We start from the raw sequence: 19,852 nt of genomic DNA, 5'->3' as shown, positions 1-19,852 counted from the left end.
TTTTCTGAACCAATGTGAAAAAATGCTAATGATTATTATGACGATAATTGATTGAATTAATGGCAAGAATAAGATATTAAAAAATAGGTAATTAACATTATTAACAATAGTGGTATTAAAAAATACCACTATTGTTATCGTACAAAATTAGAGTGACCGAAATTCTATCTATGTACTTGTATGGTTTTATTGTAATAAAGACAATACTGATTGTGGTACTTGGTTAGCTTGTGCTAATACTGAAGTACCAGCTTGTTGTAAGATTTGACCACGTGTCATATTAGATACTTCTTCAGCATAATCTGCATCTTCAATACGGCTACGTGCTGAACTTAAGTTATTTACAGTATTGTTGATGTTAGTTACAGTTGACTCAAAACGATTTTGTACCGCACCAAGCTCACCACGTAATTCATCAATTTTTGATAATGCCGCATCAATTGTTTTTAATGGATCTGCGGTTGGCGCATCTGATACATTAAAACTAGCTAAACCTAATTTGTCGCTGTCAATTTGTTTTAAATTGATAGCAATGATTTCACCATCATTTGCACCAACTTGAATGTTAAGGGTTTTGTCTTCTGATAATACTTTAGTACCATTGAAGTCAGTTTGTGCTGATACACGGTCGATCTCTTGTAAACGTTGGTCGATTTCATTTTGGATTGATACAAGATCGCTTTCAGAGTTAGTACCGTTTGCTGCTTGAACAGTTAATTCACGAATACGTTGTACGTTATTATTGATTTCGTTTAATGCACCTTCTGTAGTTTGTGCAATTGAAATACCGTCATTGGCATTACGTGCAGCTTGAGTTAGACCACGAATACTAGAAGAAAAACGGTTAGCGATTGCTTGACCAGCCGCATCGTCTTTAGCACTGTTGATACGCATACCAGATGATAGACGCTCAATTGCAGTTCCAAGCACGCTTTGAGAATGATTAAGGTTGTTTCTTGCCATTAAAGACATAGTATTAGTATTAATTACTTGTGCCATTTTTATCTCCTTTAATATGATTAGTTAGATCAACGAGATATTGAAAAATAATTCAATATATATGCTGATGGTTTAGTTATCGGTATTAAAAAAGGAAACTTTAATATTTTTTTGAATTTTTATTTATTGAGGTTAAATAAAGCTGAATAACTAAGTCGTTTGATGAACATGATTAAAGGGCATCATAGTTGTTTATATGTGTAGTAATTGAAGTTATGTATCGCTGAATCGACTGGTTAATATAGCCTTAATTTGTGGCAACAAAACTTAAGCTTGTCCCCGTTTAATTCATGGCAATATATTTTCTAATTAATCAATAGTAATGATATTGAAAGTTTCACTACACAATTTTAATGTTAGGCAACATAAAGGACAGCTAACAACACTATTGATTAAGATAACTAACTCGTTTTTTAATAGATAAAACTGATTATCAATATTCTCATTACCAAAACCGACTTATTTATTAGTAAAGATAAAAAACTAAAAACAGCTAAACTTTTTACGGCATTGGTCGATAAAACAAGGGATGAAAGAATTTATATTAGGATAATCAATCATGGCAATGAGTATATTAGGAATTGGTTCTGGTATTGATTTAAATGAAGTATTAGATCAATTAGAAGCCGTTGAAAAAAATCGTCTTACACCGATAAAGGCCCAACAAAAAGTAGTTAATAACAAAATAAGCGGTTTTGGTAAATTAAAAAGTGCATTATCAACATTCAACAGCGCAACAGCAAAACTGCAAAAAAAAGAGCTGTTTCAAGCGCGTTCCGCATCTGGTAATGACAACTATTTTACCACTAATGTAAATAGCAAGGCCCAATTAGGTAATTATGCGGTTAGCGTCGAACAACTTGCCACTGCGCATAGTGTTGCTACTAATGCTATTAACGATAAAACATCAGCGTTAGGTAATAATAATGAAACCCGTACCCTCACAATAGAACAAGCTAATGGCCAAAAATTAAATATCACGTTAGGCAAAGATGACACATCGCTCGAATCGATAGCCAATGCAATCAATCAAGCTAAGGTGATTAATGAAGATGGTTCAACCAGTGAAACAACAGTAAACGCAACTATTGTCCGTTCTGGAACTGATAGCTATCAACTGGTTATCACATCAAAAGAAACCGGTGAACAACAAGCCATTACCTCAATTTCATCCGATGATGATAAGCTTAATTCACTAATTGGTTTTAATGCTAATCAAGCTGATTCATCAGCTATGAGTGAAGTAGCTAAAGCGCAAGATGCTAAATTTAGCTTTAATGGTATAACGATTAATAGCTCATCAAATACCGTTAAAGAGGTTATTCCTGGTGTCGATATCACATTAAAAGCAGTCACTACAACAGCGCAAAATTTAACCATCAGCGCTGACAATGACAAAGCTCAAGAAGCCCTTAAAGAGTGGGTTGATGCCTTTAATCAATTACAATCAACCATATCCAGCTTAACGCAATTTACCGCTGGTGATGCCAATTCAGATGAATTAAATAATAGTAATGGCCCACTGATTGGTGATTCAACTCTCCGTAATATTGATCAAAGTATTCGCTCTATATTTTCTAAAGGTCAAACAGGAGAATTATCGGTACTAGCACAAATTGGTATCAATATGGATAGTAATGGCAAACTGGTGATTAAAGAAAACGAATTAGAAAAAGCCCTTAAAGAAAACAGTGAAGCAGTCGCCATTTTATTTACCGGTGATGGTGAAACAACTGGTATTGCCAACGAAGTCTTTGCCAAAGTAAGTAGCTTTATTGATAGCGACGGCATGATTGATACGGCAACTAACGGTTTAAATTCTACCTTAAAATCATTAGATAAACGTTATGACCAAGTTAATAACTCTATTGACCAAACTATCGAGCGTTATCGAGTACAATTCACAAAACTAGATATCTTAATCAATGAATTAAATGGTATGAGCAATTACCTTACCACCCAATTTGAAATGATGGCGAATTTAAAAAAATAAGGCATAACAATGTATAAAATGGGATCTCAAGCTTATAAACAAGTTAATTTAGAAACTAGCGTTAGTCAGGCTTCACCTCATCAGCTTATTGTTTTGTTATTTGATGGCGCATTAAATGCTATTCGCTTAGCTGAGTTATATATACAAAAGGGTAATATTGCTGGTAAAGGAAAAGCCATTTCTAAAGCTATTAATATCATTGATAATGGGCTTAAAAGTTGCCTTGATTTAGAGCAAGGCGGTGAAATTGCTAAAAATTTAGATCAGTTATATCAATACATCAGTCAGCAACTGGTTTTCGCTAATCTACATAATGATACGCAAATACTGCAAACTTGTTTTGATCTGCTTAATAATATTGCCCAAGCTTGGCGTGAGATAGCATAGTTATGGATGTAGCAGAATTGAATACGAATCTAGTATTAGAACAATACGAGCAACTTAATTATGTTGTTGAGCAAATGCTAATTAATGCACAACAAGAAAATTGGGAATTATTAATTAGTTGGCAAACTAAATATCAGCAGTTAGCACGTGATATTCAACTCAAAAATGGGTTAACTACTATTGATAATATACCATTATCACAACAAGATATAATTCAAATGTATATCAATAATATTCTTAGTTATCATGAGCAATTAAAGCAATTAATCCATCTGCGACATAATGAATTAAGCCAATTAATTGGTGAACAGGTTGATTATCAAGCAAAAATAGATAGCTACCAAACAATCGCCAATTTAGTTTAGATTATTCACAGAGTAGTCAAAAAAATAGTACAAAAATAATTGAGGAACGGGGTTTTTTTAGCTAGTTTTATCTGCCAAAAACCCCACTCCGCAAACTTTTTTTGCTTAATTTTACATCGTTAATGTATACACTTTGCTTGTACTGGTGACTAGCTCACTTCGCAATAACTAAAGCATTTTTAATTTGAAAAATAATCTTATAGCGAGTATCTCGATAGTCGTTGTAACAACAATAGTGGTGAGTTTAAGCCAATTTAGGATAAAAATTGGTGATTAATTAATACTATTTTTTAAACCAAAATATTATCATCTAGTCGATAAGTAACCATCCGATAAAGGTTTAAACATTCATATTCATAATTTCTTGATATGCTGCGACTAATTTATTGCGAACTTGAATACCAAATTGTAAAGAAACTGAAGACTTTTGCATGCTAACCATCACCTCATTTAATGCGATATTGGCTTCACCCATCTCAAATGCTTTAGCTTGCTGGCTAGCGTCCATTTGTGTTTGACTGATTTTATCTAATGCCATTTTTAATTCAGCCATAAAATTTTGTTCACTATGATTAACAGATTGCTTATGTGAAAAATCAAGTTGGGTTAATGTTGTGCTATTAAAGGCATCAATACTATTCATAATAAAGGTCACGGTTATTCGTCTTAATCAAGTTATAGCGTAAATTATCATAAAGATAACAATCTAAAAGCGATAACTAAAGGGTAAAGCATATGCTTTTTTAGCTATTGATTTTTTTAAATACACAGATAATAAACCCTAGAATTAATCTAGTCAGTTTAGTGTTAGGATACATATGGATAGCCAGGCAGTTGGTAACAAAGGCGAATCAATATTGAGTAAGTTACCTTTTATTAATCAATTAAAAATAAATCGTAAAATGCTACTCCTTATTGTAGGAGTAATTGTAATAGCAATTAGTAGTATTAGTTACTTATGGCTTAAAGACGATAATTATGGCGTATTATTTAGTAATTTGAATGATAAAGATGGCGGTGAAATCATTAGCCAACTTGATAAGTTAAATATTCCCTACAAATTTTCATCCTCTGGCACAACTATCTTAATTCCCCAAAATCAAATTTATCATACTCGTTTACGAATAGCCCAGCAGGGTTTGCCTAAAGGTGGCGCAATTGGTTTTGAACTACTCGACAAAGAAAGTTTTGGCATGAGTCAGTTTAATGAACAAATCAACTATCAACGAGCATTAGAAGGCGAACTATCGAGAACCATTGCCATTATTAGTAGTGTAGATGATGCCAGAGTGCATTTAGCGATGCCTAAACCCTCTTTATTTGTTCGAGAAAGAAAATTCCCTTCGGCATCTGTTGCATTAACTTTATTACCAGGTCGAGCTTTATCGCAAGGTCAAATTGATGCCATCATTCATTTAATTTCGAGTAGTGTGCCAGAATTACAAGCGGATAAGGTGACGATTATTGATCAAAAAGGCAATTTATTAACTGGCGAAAGATACCGTGACAGTAACGTTAATATTGCCCAATTAGAATATAGTGAACGGATTGAAAATCTAGTTCGAGAACGAGTAGAAAAAATTATTATCCCTATTTTGGGACAACAAAATGTTAAGGTACAAGTGAATGCGGATATCGATTTTAGTCGGCAAGAGTCAACATCGGAAATTTATGATCCCAATAGCGATGCCAGCAACCAAACTATTCGCAGTAAGCAACACATTGAAAATAGCCAATTAGCATCAAGCAACACTATCGGTGGTGTGCCGGGCGCTTTATCTAATCAACCGGTACCAACGCCTAGTGCACCAATTGATGGTGAGGGCGATACCAAAGATAAAGACGATAAACAAAAAATGTATCATTTGCAGTCAAATAAGACATTGAACTTTGAAGTTAATCGTCAAGTTATTCATAGCAAAATCCCTGAAGGTCGTATCAGGCGTTTATCTGTCGCTGTTTTAGTTAATTATAAATTTATCTCAGCCGATGAAGTCACATCGGCAAATGAGGAAAATTCAGAAAAAGAAGCTGTTGAAAAATGGGTAAAACTAGATCAAGAGGAACTCACCCATATTGAAGCACTTGCCCGTCAAGCGATGGGATTTTCTGACTTGCGTGGTGATTCATTAACGGTGGCTAATTTGAAATTTACCGATCAAATTGAAGATGAAAATGCCACCATGGTCTTTTTACAAAAACATGAAGTTTTCGACATGCTGAAAGTCGCGATTAAATATCTGATTTACATTTTAATAATCTGGTTTGCATGGCGCAAAGTATTACGCTCGATATGGATTAAAATTCAAAGACAATATCTTAATACTGATAACAGATCATCTGATAGCACAATGGCTAGTGAAGATAAACTCGATTACAAAGCACACAGTAAACTGCAACAGAAAATTTTTGAAGATAATATGCAACAACAGCAATACATCCGCAAAATTGTCGAGAAAGATCCTCGTGTAATGGCTCTGATTATACGTGGTTGGATGAACAAGAAGGACACCGAGTAATGAATTTAACTGAAGCGCAAAAATCGGCGACAATTTTAATGATTTTAGGTGAAGAATTAGCAGCCAAAGTAATGCAATTTTTAAACCATAAAGAGGTACAAAAAATTAGTAGTGCCATGATGGGATTGCCACAATTAACTCAAGAACAACTGAAAAATATTCTTAATGAGTGTCAAACTACCCTTGATGATTGTGCAGTATTAAATACGGATACCAATGGCTATTTAAGAAAAGTTCTAGAAAAATCAATTGGTAGTGATAAAGCTAACCGCTTGCTTGATGAACTATTAGATACCGATATCGAAGATACCACTGATGGTTTAAAAATGCTTAACTTTGTCGATGCTGCACGCGCGGTTGATTTAGTTAAAAAAGAACACCCACAAATTATCGCCACCATTTTAGTTCACTTAAATCGCGATTTGGCTGCTGAGATTTTAAATTTATTTGATGACCAATTACGTAATGACGTCATGCTACGTATTGCAACTTTCGGTGGTGTAGAGCCATCAGCATTAGAAGTGTTATCGACATCATTATCAACCTTACTACATGGACAAAATATTAAACTTAATAACATGGGTGGCATCCGCACCGCAGCAGAAATTATCAATCTGATGAAATCACAACAAGAAGAACTGGTTATCAATGCATTACGTGATTATGACAATGAGCTTGCTCAAAAAATCATTGATGAAATGTTCTTATTTGAAAATCTGGTGGATGTCGATGATAGAAGTATCCAACGGCTACTCAAAGAGGTGGATAATGAAACCTTAATTATCGCCATGAAAGGGGCAACAGAAACCTTACGCGAAAAACTATTAGCAAATATGTCGCAACGTGCTGCCTCAATATTACGAGAAGATTTAGAAAACAGACCACCAGTTCGCTTGTCGCAAGTCGAAACCGAACAGAAGAAAATTTTGGTTATTGCACGGCGCTTAGCAGAAACTGGTGAGATGATCTTAACGAGTGGTGATGATGAATATGTATAATCATACTAATAGTGTAAGTTGGAAACCATTGCATTTCCAAGATTTGGCACTTAGCGAATTGTCACCATTAACCAGCCAACAACAGCCAGAAGAGTTGGAAGAATTTGCGCCACCATTAGAGCCAGATAACCAAGATGATCAAGATGAGGGCTCTTTTGATATCAATAGCCCAGCAATATTGCTAGAACTCGAAAATATTAAACAACAAGCAAGAGATGAAGCCTACCAAGAAGGCTTTAATCTAGGTAAAGAAGAAGGTTTTAATATTGGCAAACAGACTGGCTATGAACAAGGATTCACACTCGGACACCAAGAAGGGCTGGACACAATAGAACAACAGTTAACAGCAGAAAAATTAACTAGCATAAATGCCATCAAAAATTTAGCAATCAGCTTTCAGCAATCGATTAGCCAAATTGATGAAAAAATTGTACCAAAGCTATTTGACTTAGCTTTACTTGCTGCCGAAAAAACAGTTGGTTCCTTATCAAAAGTCAAACAAAAACAATTATTACATATTATAAAATCATTAATTGAACAAAATACAATTGTTAATCCACCAATTGTAGTACGAATTAATCCAACAGACTTGTTATGGCTTGAACCACAACTAAATAATGAGTTGCAACCACAGCAATGGCAGTTTATAGCTGATGCCAATATCGAATTAGGTGGTTGCAAAATATTTACCCAAACCAATGAGATCGACGCCAGTGTAACCCATCATTGGCAAATCATCTCAGATAATGTACATGGAGTTGAACATTAAGGTGGACTTTTGTACGCAATGGATGACTAAAATTGATAGTGCGCAACAAAAATTACAGTCAATATCGTTAATCCGTCAATATGGTCGCTTAGTTAAAGCTTCGGGCTTAGTTTTAGAGGCCGTGGGTTTAAAATTACCTTTAGGTTCTAACTGCTTTGTCGAACGGCAATTAGATGGAAAAGTACAAGCTGTTGAGTGTGAAGTTATTGGTTTTAATGGTAAAACCTTATATCTGATGCCATTTGAATCAACCGATGGCATATTACTTGATGCCAGAGTATATACCTCACAATATGATCTAACCCATTTTAGCCATAAAGTTTTACCTATTGGTACGGGGTTATTAGGACGAATAGTTGATGCAATGGGCAAACCATTGGATGGTAAACCTTTACCAGAAAATATTGAATATGAAGGATTAATCAATAAATCACTAAACCCTCTGACTCGCACGCCTATTCATCAAGTATTAGATGTCGGCATTCGTGCTATCAATGCATTATTAACCGTTGGCCAAGGTCAACGAATGGGGCTTTTTGCTGGTTCTGGTGTTGGTAAAAGTGTCCTACTTGGCATGATGGCTAGGTATACCAAAGCCGATATTATTGTGGTTGGTCTGATTGGCGAACGTGGCAGGGAAGTAAAAGATTTTATCGAAAACATCCTTGGTGAAGAAGGCTTAGCGCGTTCAGTCGTCGTCGCGGCACCAGCCGATGTATCGCCATTATTACGTCTACAAGGTGCAGCTTATGCCACAAAAATTGCCGAAAATTTTCGTGATCAAGGGTTTAATGTATTACTGATCATGGATTCACTAACCCGTTATGCCATGGCACAACGGGAAATAGCCTTAGCCATCGGTGAACCACCGGCAACCAAAGGTTATCCACCATCAGTATTTGCAAAATTGCCAGCATTAGTTGAAAGAGCAGGTAATGATGCCAAAGGAAAAGGGGCAATTACTGCTTTTTATACTGTATTAACCGAAGGTGACGACCAACAAGATCCTATTGCGGATTCAGCAAGGGCAATTCTTGATGGTCATATAGTGTTATCACGTTCACTAGCTGAATCGGGGCATTATCCAGCCATTGATATCGAAGCGTCAATCAGTCGTGTAATGACCGATCTTACCCCACCAGAAGATGAAAAAAAATCACGGTTATTTAAACAATTATTTTCAAGTTTCCAGCGCAATCGGGACTTGATTAATGTTGGTGCTTACGTAGCTGGAACCGATCCATTATTAGATAAAGCTATCTCACTTTTTCCAGCTATGCAGCAATTTTTACAACAAGGAATCAATGAGCATTGTAGTTATCAAGACGCTTATCAACAATTAATCAATATTGTTGCTGCTCGCTGATAAATTTGGAAAGAATTATGGCCAATCAACATCATGGTAAATTTGCATTTATAACGTTAAAAAAGCTCGCTGAAAAAGCAGTTGATGACAAATTGATTAAATTAAAACATGCCCACGAAAATAAACGTAATGCACAATCACAACTAAATGTATTAAATGATTATTATCACGAGTACCAACAACGGCTAAATAATGCTTTATCCAGTGGCATTAAAGGATCGGAATTAAATAATTTTAATGCTTTTATTACAGCTATTGAACAAGGTATAGCTCAACAAAAGAAACTACTATTAACTTTAGATATAAAACAAAAGCAGATCACCAATGAGCTTAATCAATCACAAAAAAGCCTAAATACTTATACTACATTATTAGATAAACAACATAAAAAACTGTTACTACAACAGAGTCGTTTACAACAAAAATTAACCGATGAATTTGCTCAGCAGCAGATAGCAAGGAGAACATTGAATGAATATTAATCAGTTTAGCGATATTCCATTAATCTCATCTCAACAATTTGAATTAAACGACAACAAGTTATCTATTCTTGATGATGATTTTTTCCAAAAATTATTACAACTTACCGAAAAACAACAATGGCTAAGTGATAATAATAATCACGTTAATGCTACAAACTTAAAAGACAATGAGTTAGAGCAGAAAGAACGAATGGAAAGTGAAGAGTTGTTCATACTATTTTCTATGCCACTCAATCCGCAAGAGGATATACAGCAAAATAGACAATCGGATACTCAACCGAAAAACCAACCAATATATGAAACTAAACTATTATTAGAAGCTAATCCAACCATGATTGATCCAAAGTTGGATACACAATGTACTGATGATATCAAACAGCGCACCAATATTGATGAAAAAGCTGCCGAAATTATTGCCTCAATTAATCACAGTGAGCAATTAATCAACAAAACCAATAAACCAAACCCTAGTCATTTATTGGCTTGGGAAAATAATCAGCCACAAACGACAAAAAATGCACATTTGAGTATTAATCAAACACAGTCAACAGATACGCTGATAAATAATCATAGCTATGATCATCAAACTGATTTAGCGTCAACTCTGACAAATAAATTGTTTACTACTAATTTGGCTAATACACCATCAGAAATGGCTTTATCAATAGATCTAAATGGCCAATCATCGTCATTTAATCCGCCAACCTTTACAACAAATCCAACCACATTAAACTTAAATTTACCGATGCCAATGGATATTAGTAAGTGGCAAGCATCTTTAAATGAACAAATTTGTTTAATCAGTCGACAAGGTATTCAAAATGCCGAAATAAAATTAAATCCACAAGAACTAGGATCATTACATATTAAATTAGCCATGGTTGATGACAAAATCGATCTGCACATGGCGGTTGCGCATAATATGGTTAAGGGTGTGTTAGAATCAGCACTCCCCATGTTAAGAACCTCATTGGAACAACAAGGTATCACTTTACAACACACTAACATTAGTGATTTTTCAATGATGAATGATTCTAAACAGTCGTCTTCTTATCAACAGCCACAACAATTTGAAACAGAGCAACTATTAGATGATATCAATCCAATTCAACAAAAAATTAATCATCATACTAAGGTTGTTCAATCAGGATTAAGTATTTTTGCCTAAATAATGGTTATGGCAATATTTATAAAATAATTGATATCTACGTTTTTAACAGTGTTTAACGTTGATAACTTAATATTAAAAAGGTTGAATAGATAATATTTTTATTGCCTATTCTTCCGATTAATTCTTACGGCATGATTTATTATTTTGGTAATTTTTGGTTATTTAAATAGCTACAAATCTTTCGTTAATTTTCATTGAGACAATAATAAATATGCAAACCACCAATAAAAAAGTAAGAATTTTAAACCTAATACTTATTCTAATTACCTTACTCGCAATAGGTTCAGCAGCTTATTTATGGTTCGAAAATCAAGCTAAAAATACGACACATACTCATCAAGAACCTCAAGTTTCATCACCGGTTTTTTTAACTCTAAAACCATTTACCATTACATTACCTCCTTCTGAAGATAATTTAGATATCAATAAAATTCTATATGTTGGTATGGTGCTACGCGTCGAAGATGAAGATCAAAAAACAGTATTATTAGAATATTTGCCTGAAGTAAGAAGTGATGTATTGCTGTTAACCTCAAAACAATATGTCAATAATTTGAAAAAAGAATCTGGCAAACTCGAATTACAAGAGCAAATAAAAACAGCATTATCACGTCAATACGATGCCAAACATTCAGTAAAAATTGATGAAGTGTTATTCACTGATTTCATTATAAGGTAATTATCATGTCGGATAAGCTTCAATCTACTAGCGATAAAAGTGAATCTTTAGCTAAACATTCACCGGATAATGCTGCCAGTATTGAAAAAGATATTGTGCAAAATTATCAATCACAGCAAAGCAAACGGACTGAAGTAAAACCTTATGATATATCAGTTAAACATAGTTTTATCCCTGAACGACTAACAGCATTAGAAATAATTAATGAACGCTTTGCTCGTCAATTTCGAATTGGTTTATTTAATTTATTACGTCGTAATACGGATGTTATTACCTCGCCAATTGAGCCAAAAACATTTAAAGAGTTTTCGCATATCTCGGCAACTTACCATTTAAATTTAGTTCATCTTAATCCTTTACGGGGTAGCTGCTTATTTTCTTTTTCACCAGAACTGGTATTTATTGTTGTTGATACGCTTTTCGGCGGTGATGGACATACCACCAATATGAATACTGAAGGACGTGAATTTACCCATACTGAACAAGAGATTATTAGACGAGTATTAGATCTTGCTTTAACTACATACCAAAATTCATGGATTGACGTATACAGCATTGAAACTGAATATATTCGTTCTGAAGTAGAGAGTAAATTTACCAATATCACCAGCTCTCCTGATGATGTAGTGTTAACTTCGACATTTTTAATTGAAATTGGTAACTTTAAAGCAACTTTCTGCATTTGCATTCCATATGCAATGGTTGAATCTATTAAAGAGTTATTAATTAAACCACCGATCGAAAGCCAAACCCATCAAGATGATAATGTCTGGATGAGTTCACTCACTAGCGGTATTAAACAATCAACGGTTGAATTAGTCGCTAATTTTACAAATATTCAAACAACTGTTGCCAAATTATTAGCATTAAAAGTAAACGACATTTTGGATATTGAAAAACCAACCAGCCTAGATGTCACAATTGGTGGCGTACCGGTTTTAAAAGGTCAATATGGTAGTGTAAATAAACAATATGCAATTCAAGTAGAGCAAATAAGCAACCCTGTATTAGAACAATTGAATGAAGGAGTGTTCAATGAGTGATATGCCAAATAACAGTGATGATAGCCAAGCAACTAACTTAACTGATGAAGAATCGGTAACGACAGAAGCTATTTTTGAAACCCTTTCACCCCAACAGTCAAATGTAAAAGAACAAGATATTAATCTTATTTTAGATATTCCGGTTAATTTAAGTGTTGAACTTGGCCGTACCAAAATGGCCATTAAAGACCTATTAAATTTAACTCAAGGCTCTGTTATCGCCTTAGATGGTTTAGCTGGTGAGCCATTAGATATTTTAATTAACGGTTACTTAATTGCGCAAGGCGAGATCGTGGTGGTGGGTGACAATTATGGTGTACGAATTACCGATATTATTACCCCATCAGAACGGGTACGTAGATTAAGTCGTTAATAACCATTAATGAGATAACCATGAGCGAATCAACAATCAACTCCGGTATACAAAACTTTTCGTCTATTCCTACTGAATCAAGTTTATATAGCCAAATAGGAATAGCCTTTTTTAGTGTCATCACCATTATTTTCGTTTTAACCTGGCTAATAAAACGGTTAGGTTGGCAAAAATCTACTAAGCAATTCATTGATGTTAAAGCAACTTACAATATAAATGCCAAAGATCGCATTATGCTGGTTTATGTTGACCATCAATTACTAGTGGTCGGGGTTACAGCCCAACAAATGACTTTACTCCATACTATCAATGAACAACGTACTGAAATGTTATTCGCAGATCCTGCTGACGTTGAACAACAGTCAAAAAATAATCTGTTCAATCAGATATTAAAATCTGTGCTAAACAGTAAAAAGGTGTAATTAATTGTGCGGTTAAAACTTATTATTTTATTTAGCTTATTGCTGGCCAGCCAATATAGTTATGCTCAATTATCACCGTTAACAATTGTTACTCAAACCTCACTACCAGAAGGGCAAACTTGGTCATTACCAGTTGAAACTTTAGTTTTTTTAACCCTACTGACCTTTATCCCAATTATATTACTATTAATGACGAGTTTTACTCGTATCATTATTGTGTTAGGGCTATTACGTAGTGCACTTGGTACCCAATCAGCACCGCCTAATCAATTAATTTTAGGTATTGCCCTATTTATGACATTTTTTATTATGTCACCGACATTGGATAAAATATATCAAGATGCTTATCTTCCCTATTCACAACAACAAATCACTATGCAACAAAGTTTGACAGAGGCAAGCAAACCACTGCGTGAATTTATGTTGAGTCAAACTCGTGAAAGTGATTTAACGCTATTTGTTAATATGTCCCATTCTGGTGATATTCAAACCCGTGAAGATATCCCGCTACGAGTTTTAGTCCCAGCTTTTGTGGTTAGTGAACTTAAAACCGCTTTTCAAATTGGCTTTACGCTGTTTATTCCTTTTTTAGTCATTGATTTAGTTGTTGCCAGTACATTAATGGCATTAGGGATGATGATGGTACCACCAGCAACAGTATCACTACCTTTTAAAATTATGTTGTTTGTATTAGCTGATGGCTGGCATTTATTGTTAGGTTCATTAGCACAAAGCTTTTTTAATTAACGCCAACAGTAAAGGGATTATATGCCTTCTGAATATATTAGCCATTTTGCCATTCAAGCAATCAAAGTTGCCGCATCACTTGCAGGCCCTTTATTACTTGCAGCCTTAGTCACTGGGCTAATTATCAGTTTGTTACAAGCGGCAACCCAAATTAATGAAATGACCTTATCTTTTATTCCTAAGATTTTGGCGGTGGTGTTAGTATTAATCATTTTAGGCCCCTCAATGCTGACAACTATGATCGATTATATCCGTCTGGTTATTACTGATATTCCTAACTTAACTAGTTAACCTTAATGGATACCGCGATTCACGATCTGTTTAATATTGATTTTTTTGCTTGGGTTCGATCAAGTTTTCTGCCTTTTACCCGTATTTTAGCGCTAATTATGGTCGCACCTATTGTCGGTGAAAAAGAGGTGCCAAATCGCTTAAAAATCGGTTTAGCAGTGCTGATCGTCATTTTATTACCGTTACCAAAGTTAGACGACAACCTTAGCCTTTATTCATTACTCGGTATCTGGGTTATTGCCCAGCAAATCATGATTGGCATCATAATCGGTTTTACCGTACAACTTACTTTTTTAACGGTAAGATTTGCCGGTGAATTAATTGGTATGCAAATGGGGTTAGGCATGGCGACCTTTTATGATCCTATTGGTGGACCATCTACTTCCGTACTGTCACGTTTAATTAACATTATTGCCTTGTTGATATTTCTCAGCTTAGATGGCCATCTATGGCTACTATATGGATTAGCTAACAGCTTTGATATTATTCCTATTAGCGTTTCACCTTTAAAGGCCAACGGTCACTTAGCCTTAATCGAAACAACCGGTCTGTTATTTAGTAATGGCGTTATGTTGGCATTACCATTAATGACGTTATTGCTGATTATTAATTTGTCGTTAGGGCTATTAAATAGAATTACCCCTCAGTTATCAATTTTTGTAGTTGGCTATCCACTTACCTTATTATGTGGCTTGATGATGTTAAGTTATTTATTTTCCTCCTTGCCTTCATTTGTTGAATTTATTTTAGAACAGATATTTTCAACTACTTCGCAAATTTTAATCTATCTTACAGCCACCAATAATTAAGCCAATTAAGCTTAATAAAATTCAGGGGTATTTTTTAACAAAAAATTTTGAGGAACGGGGTTTTTTAGCCTTAACATTAAAGGCTATTAACCATGTATATAACTAATAGTTGCTTATACGAGATAATAAAAAACCGCTGTGTAGCTTTGCGTTACACAACGGTTCAAGTTAATTATAAATTAAAAATTAATTAAATAATTTATGGAATTGTAAGCTTATCCAATCCCAGATATTACCAAAGAAGCCTGCTTCTTCAACATTTTCAAGGGCAACTAAAGGTTGTTCGTTGATCACTTTATCATCTAATAAAAATTGAATTTTACCAACCGCAGCACCTTTGGTGATTGGTGCATAGATGTAATCATCAATAGTGTATTGTACTTTAACGTCAGCTGAACGACCTTTTGGCACAGTAATATAAGCACCATTAATAGTCCCTAAATTTACTTTGTTTTCATCGCCATACCAAACTGACTCTGTCACTAATGGCGCATTAGGCTTAACTGGATTAGCCGTTTCAAAGAAGCGGAATCCCCAAGTGAGTAATTTTTTACTCTCTTCTTCACGACCTTTAAAGGTTCGGCCACCAAGCACGGCTGAAATTAAACGGGTATTACCATCAACCGCTGATGCAACAAGGTTATAACCAGCAGCATTCGTATGACCGGTTTTAATACCATCTACATTTAAAGTTGTATCCCAAAGTAAACCATTGCGATTCAATTGTGGTTTAGACAGGTTATAGGTGAACTCTTTTTCTTTATAGATAGCATATTCAGTTGGTAAGTCACGAATCAAAGCTTGACCTAATAGTGCCATATCTTTAGCTGTTGTATACTGACCGGGTGCATCAAGGCCATGCACCGTTTCAAAATGGGTATGTTGTAAACCAATTTTTTTGGCATATTCATTCATTAAATTAACGAAAGCACCTTGGCTACCAGCAACATGTTCAGCCATAGCGATACATGCATCATTACCCGATTGAATAATGATACCTTTATTCAAATCGGCAACCGAAACTGTTTTACCAACCTCTAAAAACATCAATGATGAGCCTTTTAAAACCGGGTTACCGGTTGCCCATGCATCTTTACTGATCAGCACCATATCATCATTTTTAATACGGCCTGATTCTAATGCTTGGCCAACAACATAACTTGTCATCATTTTAGTTAAGCTTGCTGGATCGCGTTGTTGTTCAGCATTATATTGCGCTAGGATTTCACCAGATTTGGCATCGATTAAAATATAGGCTTCTGCATCTAATTGAGGGATAGCTGGAATAGGAAAAGCCATCTCTGCAGAGGCAGAAGAACATATTGCAAGCGCCAACAAACCAAAAGATAATTTTAATTTCTTTTTCATTTATAAAAATTCCGTTAAATGTTTTTAGATAACATGTATCGATGAGTGTGAATAGACATCATAATGCCAAAACTTGCCATTAAAACGACCAGAGAAGAGCCACCATAACTTATTAGTGGTAATGGTACACCAACTACTGGTAAGATTCCACTGACCATACCGATATTAATAAATACATAGACAAAAAATACTAAAATCAAACCACCAGACAGTATTCGTCCAAACGTCGTTTGTGCCTGTGCGGCAATAATTAATCCACGTATAATTAAACATAAGAACAAGACTAACAAAACAATAGAGCCAATAAAACCGAACTCTTCAGCGATAACTGAAAAGATGAAGTCAGTATGTCTTTCCGGTAAAAATTCTAGCTGAGATTGCGTACCTTCAAGCCAACCTTTACCCCATATTCCTCCCGATCCTATCGCGGTTTTCGATTGCAAAATATGATAACCAGCACCATTAGGATCACGCTCAGGATTAAATAATGTTAATACTCGTTCACGCTGATAATCATGCATCAAATAAAACCACATAATCGGTAAAAATATGGCTATAAGTATTAAAGCAACAAGAATAAATCGCCAGTTAATCCCAGCCAAAAAGATAATAAAAATACCCGACATAATAATTAAAATAGCCGTTCCTAAATCGGGTTGCATTGCTACTAATAAGGTAGGTACGCCAATAATAGCTAATGTTTGCAAAGTTGTTTTAAGCGGTGGTGGACAGCCATCACGATGAATAAACTTAGCTACCATTAATGGCACGGCAATTTTAGCAATTTCTGACGGTTGAAAACGAATGACGCCTAAATCTAACCAACGTTGAGCACCTTTACTGGTATAACCGAAAATATCAACTAATAATAATATAATAATACAGGCAATATAGAGATAAGGTGCCCACTGTTCATAGCTTCGCGGTGAAATTTGGGCAAAAACAATCATCACAAAAAAACCAAGAATTATTTGGATAACTCGTTTTTGCATCATATCTACATTTTGGCCACTAGCACTCCATAAAATATAAAGACTATAACCAAGTAGTAAGGTTATAAATAAGCAAAAAAGGGGATCGATATGTATCTTTTGCCAAAAAGATTTCTTAATATTGTTCATAATTAATCTTCATGTCCTGTCGTCGATGATGATGCATCATCTAATTCTGTTGAGTTATCACCCTCAAGATAATAATCCAATATTTTACGGGCTACTGCACCGCCATTGGAGCTACCACCGCCACCATTTTCAAGGACTATAGCTAGCGCTATTTTCGGTTTATCATAAGGTGCATAAGCGATAAATAAGGCATGGTCACGTAAATGTTCCGGTATTTTATGGGCATTATAAGTTTCGTTTTCTTTTAAACCATAAACTTGAGCAGTACCTGACTTACCTGCAGCTTGATATTTAGCACCAGCATAAACTTTACGTGCAGTACCTCGAGCACCAAACATAACTCGATGCATACCTTCTTTAGCTAATGCCCAATAGGCTGGATTAACATCAACTAGGCTATTAGTTTCAACATATTTTTCGGGATCAATAGTTGGTTGATTCTGATTAGTATTAATAATGTCACTTTTTTTATAGAGTAAAAAGTGCGGCGTAAAAGTTTTACCGTTATTAATTAATGTGGTTAAGGCTTTAGCCATTTGCATAGGTGTGGCAGTCCAATAACCTTGACCTATACCAACCGGAATGGTGTCACCTTGTAACCAAGATTTTTTATGGCGCTTCAATTTCCATTCGCGACTTGGCATAACCGCACGAGTCTCTTCATTAGCTGAAATATCGATACCGGTACGCTCACCATAACCAAACTTAGTCATCCATAAATTTAGGCGATCAATACCCATATCATAAGCAACCTGGTAAAAATAGGTATCCACCGATTCTTCAATTGCTCGTAATACATCAACATGGCCGTGCCCCCATTTTAGCCAATCTCGATAACGTCTTTCTGTACCGGGTAATTGCCACCAGCCAGGATCATTAACCACACTTTTGGGTGAAACGACTCCTTCACTTAAAGCGGCTATCGAAATAAATGGTTTTACCGTTGAAGCAGGAGGATAAGCACCAAGTAAAGCTCGGTTAAATAGTGGTTTACTTGGATCATTAAGTAACTCACTATATTTTTTACTGGAAATACCACCAACAAAATCATTTGAGTCATAACTAGGGCTAGACACCATTGCTAATACTTCACCATTATTGGGATCAATAGCAACAACTGATGCTTTTCGGCCAGCAAGCAGTGATTCAATATAGAGTTGTAATTTTAGGTTGATGGATAAATAGATATCTTCACCGGCTTGTGGTGGATGTTGTTCAAGTAAGCGAACAATACGACCTCGGCTGTTTACTTCAACCTTTTCATTACCAGCCGTACCATGTAAAACATCTTCGTAATAGCGTTCAATCCCCATTTTACCAATGTTAAAAGTAGCCACATAATCGCTGGCTTTATTTTCTTCTTCTAAACGTTGTTTATCTTGAGTATTTATTTTAGATATATAGCCAAGAATATGGGTAAGTGAAGCGCCATACGGATAATATCGATGTTGAATTTTAACAATCGACACAAACGGAAAGCGATGCTGATCAACAATAAAACGTGCTATTTGTTTTTCGGTTAGATTTTCTTTTAGTGGTACGGGTCGATGAGCCCGATAATTACGGCGTTCCTTTTGGAAATTCTCAATATCTTCATCAGTTAAATCAACAATCGTTTTTAACTGTTCAAACTGTTCGTTAAGGTTTTTGGTTTTATCAGGAACAATATTAAGTTGATAGGTAATATTATTTATCGCCAATGGCGTACCATTACGATCATAAATCATACCGCGACTAGGAGGAATAGGGATAATTTCAATACGATTGTTGTTTGATTTGGTACTGTAATAACTAAAGTTTGAAATTTGTAGATCAGCTAAATTGGCTAATAACACAAAAATTAATAGAATAATTACCACAAATGCAAACAACGCTCTACGCAAAAATAAGTTTGTTTCTGCTGAGTGATCGCGAATATTGCCCTTTTTTGTTTTACCTGAAATAGAGATA

Annotated in this window: 21 protein-coding genes; 16 read left to right on the top strand and 5 right to left on the bottom strand. The window is 35.0% G+C overall.

All coding sequences use genetic code 11. The features are described 5' to 3' along the window. Positions 1–186: 186 nt before the first annotated feature. The gene (locus tag H3T83_RS08440; protein WP_034900970.1) at positions 187–999 is read right to left on the bottom strand and encodes a flagellin; all 813 of its coding nucleotides are present in this window, start codon (positions 997–999) and stop codon (positions 187–189) included. Between the two features lie 559 nt (positions 1,000–1,558). Between H3T83_RS08440 and fliD the strand changes: the two genes are divergently transcribed. From fliD to fliT, 3 genes are read left to right on the top strand one after another with little or no spacing between them, the layout of a single operon-like run. Then, positions 1,559–2,992 (top strand): flagellar filament capping protein FliD, encoded by a 1,434-nt coding sequence (fliD, locus tag H3T83_RS08435; protein WP_198215538.1) that lies wholly within the window; start codon positions 1,559–1,561, stop codon positions 2,990–2,992. A gap of 9 nt (positions 2,993–3,001) precedes the next feature. Next, positions 3,002–3,379: a flagellar export chaperone FliS gene (gene fliS, locus H3T83_RS08430; protein ID WP_198215537.1), complete on the top strand. Its 378-nt coding sequence runs from the start codon at positions 3,002–3,004 to the stop codon at positions 3,377–3,379. A gap of 17 nt (positions 3,380–3,396) precedes the next feature. Continuing rightward, positions 3,397–3,744 carry a flagellar protein FliT gene (gene fliT, locus H3T83_RS08425; RefSeq protein WP_198215536.1) on the top strand — a complete coding sequence of 116 codons (348 nt, stop codon included), beginning with the start codon at positions 3,397–3,399 and terminating at the stop codon, positions 3,742–3,744. Positions 3,745–4,084: 340 nt separating this feature from the next. On the opposite strand, the gene fliE is transcribed toward fliT, so the two are convergent. Next, entirely contained in the window at positions 4,085–4,387 is a 303-nt protein-coding gene (fliE, locus tag H3T83_RS08420; RefSeq protein ID WP_198215535.1) for a flagellar hook-basal body complex protein FliE, read from the bottom strand. Positions 4,388–4,562: 175 nt separating this feature from the next. On the opposite strand from fliE, the gene fliF reads away from it, so the two are divergent. The 13 genes from fliF to fliR all read left to right on the top strand — a co-directional run bounded on the left by fliF (position 4,563) and on the right by fliR (position 15,413). Then, positions 4,563–6,263, top strand: coding sequence for a flagellar basal-body MS-ring/collar protein FliF (gene fliF / locus H3T83_RS08415; protein ID WP_198215534.1), 1,701 nt, complete (start codon positions 4,563–4,565; stop codon positions 6,261–6,263). Next, positions 6,263–7,261: a flagellar motor switch protein FliG gene (gene fliG / locus H3T83_RS08410; RefSeq protein ID WP_034900950.1), complete on the top strand. Its 999-nt coding sequence runs from the start codon at positions 6,263–6,265 to the stop codon at positions 7,259–7,261. The genes fliF and fliG overlap by 1 nt, the downstream gene beginning before the upstream one ends. Beyond that, positions 7,254–8,030 carry a flagellar assembly protein FliH gene (locus H3T83_RS08405; protein WP_198198743.1) on the top strand — a complete coding sequence of 259 codons (777 nt, stop codon included), beginning with the start codon at positions 7,254–7,256 and terminating at the stop codon, positions 8,028–8,030. The genes fliG and H3T83_RS08405 overlap by 8 nt, the downstream gene beginning before the upstream one ends. Further along, complete coding sequence (fliI, locus tag H3T83_RS08400; RefSeq protein ID WP_198215598.1) at positions 8,014–9,396, top strand: flagellar protein export ATPase FliI; 1,383 nt, start codon at positions 8,014–8,016, stop codon at positions 9,394–9,396. The genes H3T83_RS08405 and fliI overlap by 17 nt, the downstream gene beginning before the upstream one ends. Before the next feature lie 17 nt (positions 9,397–9,413). Continuing rightward, positions 9,414–9,878 (top strand): flagellar export protein FliJ, encoded by a 465-nt coding sequence (fliJ, locus tag H3T83_RS08395; RefSeq protein WP_034900944.1) that lies wholly within the window; start codon positions 9,414–9,416, stop codon positions 9,876–9,878. Next, on the top strand, positions 9,868–11,046 hold the full coding sequence (locus H3T83_RS08390) for a flagellar hook-length control protein FliK (RefSeq protein ID WP_198215533.1): 1,179 nt from the start codon (positions 9,868–9,870) through the stop codon (positions 11,044–11,046). Before fliJ ends, H3T83_RS08390 begins: the two co-directional genes overlap by 11 nt. 214 nt (positions 11,047–11,260) lie before the next feature. Further along, the gene (locus tag H3T83_RS08385; protein ID WP_034900941.1) at positions 11,261–11,728 is read left to right on the top strand and encodes a flagellar basal body-associated FliL family protein; all 468 of its coding nucleotides are present in this window, start codon (positions 11,261–11,263) and stop codon (positions 11,726–11,728) included. Between the two features lie 5 nt (positions 11,729–11,733). Then, entirely contained in the window at positions 11,734–12,771 is a 1,038-nt protein-coding gene (gene fliM, locus H3T83_RS08380) for a flagellar motor switch protein FliM (protein WP_034900939.1), read from the top strand. Next, positions 12,764–13,144: a flagellar motor switch protein FliN gene (fliN, locus tag H3T83_RS08375; protein ID WP_198215532.1), complete on the top strand. Its 381-nt coding sequence runs from the start codon at positions 12,764–12,766 to the stop codon at positions 13,142–13,144. The genes fliM and fliN overlap by 8 nt, the downstream gene beginning before the upstream one ends. 20 nt (positions 13,145–13,164) lie before the next feature. Next, positions 13,165–13,566: a flagellar biosynthetic protein FliO gene (locus H3T83_RS08370; RefSeq protein ID WP_110453951.1), complete on the top strand. Its 402-nt coding sequence runs from the start codon at positions 13,165–13,167 to the stop codon at positions 13,564–13,566. Between the two features lie 3 nt (positions 13,567–13,569). After that, positions 13,570–14,313: a flagellar type III secretion system pore protein FliP gene (gene fliP, locus H3T83_RS08365; protein ID WP_370528027.1), complete on the top strand. Its 744-nt coding sequence runs from the start codon at positions 13,570–13,572 to the stop codon at positions 14,311–14,313. Positions 14,314–14,334: 21 nt separating this feature from the next. After that, positions 14,335–14,604 carry a flagellar biosynthesis protein FliQ gene (gene fliQ / locus H3T83_RS08360; protein ID WP_034900933.1) on the top strand — a complete coding sequence of 90 codons (270 nt, stop codon included), beginning with the start codon at positions 14,335–14,337 and terminating at the stop codon, positions 14,602–14,604. Positions 14,605–14,609: 5 nt separating this feature from the next. Then, positions 14,610–15,413: a flagellar biosynthetic protein FliR gene (fliR, locus tag H3T83_RS08355; RefSeq protein WP_198215531.1), complete on the top strand. Its 804-nt coding sequence runs from the start codon at positions 14,610–14,612 to the stop codon at positions 15,411–15,413. A 186-nt stretch (positions 15,414–15,599) separates the two neighbouring features. Here fliR and H3T83_RS08350 read toward each other — a convergent pair whose 3' ends face one another. From H3T83_RS08350 to mrdA, 3 genes are read right to left on the bottom strand one after another with little or no spacing between them, the layout of a single operon-like run. Continuing rightward, complete coding sequence (locus tag H3T83_RS08350) at positions 15,600–16,781, bottom strand: serine hydrolase (RefSeq protein WP_034900930.1); 1,182 nt, start codon at positions 16,779–16,781, stop codon at positions 15,600–15,602. Between the two features lie 14 nt (positions 16,782–16,795). Further along, complete coding sequence (gene mrdB, locus H3T83_RS08345; RefSeq protein ID WP_065579035.1) at positions 16,796–17,902, bottom strand: peptidoglycan glycosyltransferase MrdB; 1,107 nt, start codon at positions 17,900–17,902, stop codon at positions 16,796–16,798. 2 nt (positions 17,903–17,904) lie between these two features. After that, positions 17,905–19,845, bottom strand: a complete 1,941-nt coding sequence (gene mrdA, locus H3T83_RS08340; protein ID WP_034900928.1) for a penicillin-binding protein 2 — start codon at positions 19,843–19,845, stop codon at positions 17,905–17,907. Positions 19,846–19,852: the final 7 nt, after the last annotated feature.

The sequence above is a fragment of the Gilliamella sp. M0320 genome (genome assembly GCF_016101635.1).
GTDB classification, from domain to species: Bacteria; Pseudomonadota; Gammaproteobacteria; order Enterobacterales; family Orbaceae; genus Gilliamella; species Gilliamella apis.
Note: the sequence above shows the minus strand (reverse complement) of the source record. Positions and strands in the feature narration are given on the sequence as shown.

Bases quoted from the DNA above. Each gene is read 5' to 3' on its own strand.
- H3T83_RS08440 (WP_034900970.1), bottom strand. From the start codon at position 999: ATGGCACAAGTAATTAATACTAATACTATGTCTTTAATGGCAAGAAAC.
- fliD (WP_198215538.1), top strand. From the start codon at position 1,559: ATGGCAATGAGTATATTAGGAATTGGTTCTGGTATTGATTTAAATGAA.
- fliS (WP_198215537.1), top strand. From the start codon at position 3,002: ATGTATAAAATGGGATCTCAAGCTTATAAACAAGTTAATTTAGAAACT.
- fliE (WP_198215535.1), bottom strand. From the start codon at position 4,387: ATGAATAGTATTGATGCCTTTAATAGCACAACATTAACCCAACTTGAT.
- fliF (WP_198215534.1), top strand. From the start codon at position 4,563: ATGGATAGCCAGGCAGTTGGTAACAAAGGCGAATCAATATTGAGTAAG.
- fliG (WP_034900950.1), top strand. From the start codon at position 6,263: ATGAATTTAACTGAAGCGCAAAAATCGGCGACAATTTTAATGATTTTA.
- H3T83_RS08405 (WP_198198743.1), top strand. From the start codon at position 7,254: ATGTATAATCATACTAATAGTGTAAGTTGGAAACCATTGCATTTCCAA.
- fliI (WP_198215598.1), top strand. From the start codon at position 8,014: ATGGAGTTGAACATTAAGGTGGACTTTTGTACGCAATGGATGACTAAA.
- fliJ (WP_034900944.1), top strand. From the start codon at position 9,414: ATGGCCAATCAACATCATGGTAAATTTGCATTTATAACGTTAAAAAAG.
- H3T83_RS08390 (WP_198215533.1), top strand. From the start codon at position 9,868: ATGAATATTAATCAGTTTAGCGATATTCCATTAATCTCATCTCAACAA.
- H3T83_RS08385 (WP_034900941.1), top strand. From the start codon at position 11,261: ATGCAAACCACCAATAAAAAAGTAAGAATTTTAAACCTAATACTTATT.
- fliM (WP_034900939.1), top strand. From the start codon at position 11,734: ATGTCGGATAAGCTTCAATCTACTAGCGATAAAAGTGAATCTTTAGCT.
- fliN (WP_198215532.1), top strand. From the start codon at position 12,764: ATGAGTGATATGCCAAATAACAGTGATGATAGCCAAGCAACTAACTTA.
- H3T83_RS08370 (WP_110453951.1), top strand. From the start codon at position 13,165: ATGAGCGAATCAACAATCAACTCCGGTATACAAAACTTTTCGTCTATT.
- fliQ (WP_034900933.1), top strand. From the start codon at position 14,335: ATGCCTTCTGAATATATTAGCCATTTTGCCATTCAAGCAATCAAAGTT.
- fliR (WP_198215531.1), top strand. From the start codon at position 14,610: ATGGATACCGCGATTCACGATCTGTTTAATATTGATTTTTTTGCTTGG.
- H3T83_RS08350 (WP_034900930.1), bottom strand. From the start codon at position 16,781: ATGAAAAAGAAATTAAAATTATCTTTTGGTTTGTTGGCGCTTGCAATA.
- mrdB (WP_065579035.1), bottom strand. From the start codon at position 17,902: ATGAACAATATTAAGAAATCTTTTTGGCAAAAGATACATATCGATCCC.